Annotated in this window: 4 protein-coding genes and 1 pseudogene; all 5 read left to right on the top strand. The window is 64.7% G+C overall.

Annotated elements, in window-relative coordinates:
• Positions 1 to 217 (top strand): annotated as a pseudogene (locus EOA85_RS30550) (L-aspartate oxidase); the annotation flags it as partial.
• Positions 214 to 1,095: a carboxylating nicotinate-nucleotide diphosphorylase gene (gene nadC, locus EOA85_RS30545; RefSeq protein WP_127212217.1), complete on the top strand. Its 882-nt coding sequence runs from the start codon at positions 214 to 216 to the stop codon at positions 1,093 to 1,095. The pseudogene EOA85_RS30550 and the gene nadC, both read left to right, overlap by 4 nt.
• Before the next feature lie 20 nt (positions 1,096 to 1,115).
• On the top strand, positions 1,116 to 1,589 hold the full coding sequence (gene panD, locus EOA85_RS30540) for an aspartate 1-decarboxylase (protein WP_127212216.1): 474 nt from the start codon (positions 1,116 to 1,118) through the stop codon (positions 1,587 to 1,589).
• 83 nt (positions 1,590 to 1,672) lie between these two features.
• Positions 1,673 to 2,641 carry a biotin synthase BioB gene (gene bioB / locus EOA85_RS30535; protein WP_245486150.1) on the top strand — a complete coding sequence of 323 codons (969 nt, stop codon included), beginning with the start codon at positions 1,673 to 1,675 and terminating at the stop codon, positions 2,639 to 2,641.
• Positions 2,638 to 3,457, top strand: an 820-nt coding sequence (locus EOA85_RS30530) for an aminotransferase class I/II-fold pyridoxal phosphate-dependent enzyme (RefSeq protein ID WP_127212214.1), incomplete at its 3' end; no start/stop codon positions are given. The genes bioB and EOA85_RS30530, both read left to right, overlap by 4 nt.

The following is a 3,457-nucleotide window of genomic DNA, read 5'->3' as shown; positions in this document are numbered from 1 at the left end:
GCCAATCGCAATCCACAACGCCGCCGCCTGCGATCCGCTCGCACTGATGATCGCCATCGCTGGCCTGCGGCGAGAAGAGAGCCGCGGTTCACATTACCGGTCCGATTTTACCGGCCGCGATGCGGACCCGCGCCCGTCACGGCTGACACTCAAGATGGCAATGCAGGCCGCGGTCGCACTAGGCTGGCGGGCGCCGAAAAAGGAGCTCCTGATATGAGGTCACTCTCACCTCTTCCCTCGATCGTGATCGAACCGATCGTGCGGACCGCGCTTTTGGAAGATTTGGGCCGAGGCGGCGATCTGACGAGCGATGCGGTGATTCCCCCTGATTGCACGGCGACCTTGGTGCTCAAGGCACGGCAGCCGGGTGTCGTTGCCGGGCTCGATCTGGTGGCGTTCGCCTTCCTGCTCGTGGAGCCTGCGATCGACATGCACATCCGGCGCCCTGACGGCAGCGATGTTGCTGCGGGCGAGATTATCGCCAAGGTGTGCGGACCGGCACGCGGCCTGCTGACAGCCGAGCGCACGGCGCTGAACTTCCTCAGTCATCTGAGCGGCATTGCGACGGCCACAGCGGCCATCGTCGACGCGGTGCGCGACCACAAGGCAAAAATCGTGTGCACGCGAAAAACGACGCCGGGCCTGCGCGCGCTGGAAAAATACGCCGTGCGCGCCGGCGGCGGCGCCAATCACCGCTTCGGGCTCGACGACGCCGTGCTCATCAAGGACAACCACATCGCGATCGCCGGCGACATCCGCACGGCGATCGGGCGGGCGCGCGCAGCCGCCGGCCATATGGTGAAGATCGAGGTCGAGGTCGACACGCTGGAACAGCTCGAAGTCGCCCTAACGGTGGGGGTCGACGCGGTTCTGCTCGACAACATGTCGCTTGAGGAGCTTGCCCGCGCGGTGGCAATGGTTGGCGGCCGCGCCATTACCGAAGCTTCCGGTCGTGTGACGCCGAAAACGGCTCCAGCGATTGCCGCCACAGGCGTCGACCTCATCTCGGTCGGCTGGCTGACGCATAGCGCACCGATCCTCGACATCGGCCTGGACATGCCGGTCGACGGGAACATCTGCACGCACTTGAACTGACATTTGTTGGGAGAAATGGGATGCGCAAGATCGTCGCCGGCAAGTTGCATGGCATCCACGTCACCGAGGCCAATCTGAACTACCATGGCTCGATCACGCTCGACCCTGACCATTGCGAGGAGGCAGGCCTCCTGCCGATGGAATTCGTCGAGATCTGGAACAAGAATTCGGGCGCGCGCATCTCGACATATGTGATTCTCGGCGAGCGCGGATCGCGCTGTTGCATCCTCAATGGCGCCGCGGCACGCACCTGCCAGCCGGGGGATCCGCTCATCATCTGCAATTCGGTCTATGTGGAGGAGGCGCAGCTGACCAGGACCAGACCGCGGGTGTTGACCTTCAACAGGAACAATCACATCACCGGGCGGCTGACCTATTCTGTGGAGCGCAATGCCGACGGAGGTTACAGCTTTTCTGTCCTCGACGAGGCCGGCGCCGCCCTCCCGGTACCGGCGCTGGTCGGCGGGTCAAAGCCGACCGGGCTTGCCGACTGACGAACTTTTCCACGCGCTCACCGGACCAGCAACAAAGGCTTTTGACAATGACGATTGGAATGGAACCCGAGGTGAGGCCGGGCATGGAACTGATTGGCGGAGAAAAGCCCCGATGGAACCGGGAAGCGGCCGAGGCAATTCACGACCTGCCGTTCAACGACCTGCTCTTTCGAGCCCAGGCGGTCCATCGTGCGTATTTCGATCAAAACCGGGTGCAGCTGTCGCGCCTGCTCTCGATCAAGACCGGCGGTTGCCCGGAGGATTGCGGCTATTGCAGCCAGTCGGCGCATTACCCGTCGGGGCTCAAGGCCTCGAAGCTGATGGAGGTTGAACGGGTTGTCGTCGAGGCCAGGAAGGCGCGGGACGCGGGCGCCACGCGCTATTGCATGGGTGCGGCCTGGCGCGGGCCGAAAGAGCGCGACATGGAGGCGATCGTCGCCATGATCGAGGGCGTGAAGGCGCTCGGCATGGAGACCTGCATGACGCTCGGCATGCTCGATACTGGCCAGGCGCAGCGGCTCAAACAGGCCGGCCTCGACTACTACAACCACAACATCGACACCTCCGAGCGCTATTACGGCGAGATCATTTCCACCCGCATCTTCGCGGACCGGCTGGAAACGCTTGGCCATATCCGAGAGGCCGGCATGAAGGTCTGCTGCGGCGGAATTGTCGGCATGGGCGAGCAAAAAGCCGACCGCATCGACATGCTGGTCACGCTCGCCAACCTGCCCGAGCCGCCGGAAAGCGTTCCGATCAACATGCTGATCCCGATCGCCGGTACCCCGCTTGCCCAAGCCGAATCCATTGAGCCGATCGAGTTCGTCCGCGCAATAGCGCTCGCACGCATCATGATGCCGAGATCCTATGTCAGGCTCTCCGCCGGCAGGACGGCGATGAGCGACGAGTTGCAGGCGCTGTGCTTTTTCGCGGGCGCGAACTCGATCTTCGTCGGCGACACCTTGCTGACCGCCGAAAACCCGCAAGAGGACAAGGACAGCGCGCTGTTCAGCCGGCTCGGCATCAAGCCGATGGAACTCGATGCGCAATGAACGGAGCGCCCCTCGCCCGCTATAGCGCGACCTTGCAGGGACTGGCGCGCAGGCACCGGCTGCGGAGCCTAAGTGCGCGCGAAGGTCTCGACTTCGCCTCCAACGACTATCTTGCCCTGGCCGCCTCGCCGCGCCTGGCGCGGGCGGTTGCCGCGGCGCTCGAAAATGGCATGCCGGTTGGCGCCACCGGCTCGCGGTTGTTGTGTGGCAACACGCCTGAGCATGAGACGCTCGAAGCCGAGGCCGCCGCTTTCTTCGGCGCCGGGCGCGCGCTGTTCTTCGGGAGCGGTTATGTCGCCAATTTCGCGGTGCTGACGACCTTGCCGCAGAAGGGCGATCTGATCGTGCTCGACGAACTCATCCATGCCAGCGCCCATGACGGGGCGCGGGCCGGCCGGGCCGAGGTGATGCAAGTCACGCATAACGACGCGGACGCGGTGAACGATGCGATCCGGGCCTGGCGCGCAAGGGGCGGCACCGGCCGCGCCTGGATCGTGGTCGAGAGCCTCTACTCGATGGACGGCAACCGGGCCCCGCTTGCCGAATTGGTCGAGCTCGCCGGCCGCCACGAGGCATTCCTGTTCGTGGACGAAGCGCATGCCACGGGAGTTTATGGCCCGGACGGTCGCGGTCTCGCGCATGATCTCGAAGGTCGCGACAATGTCGTGGTGCTGCACACCTGCGGCAAGGCGCTGGGTGCCTCCGGCGCGCTGGTGACCGCACCTGCCGTGCTGTGCGATTATCTCGTCAACCGCTGCCGGCCCTTCATCTATGCCACCGCCCCCTCCCCGCTGATGGCGGTGGCGGCATCAGAGG

The organism is Mesorhizobium sp. M5C.F.Ca.IN.020.29.1.1 (genome assembly GCF_003997375.1).
GTDB classification, from domain to species: domain Bacteria; phylum Pseudomonadota; class Alphaproteobacteria; order Rhizobiales; family Rhizobiaceae; genus Mesorhizobium; species Mesorhizobium wenxiniae.
The sequence above is the reverse complement of the archived record's forward strand: the minus strand, read 5'-3'. Positions and strand labels throughout refer to the sequence as shown.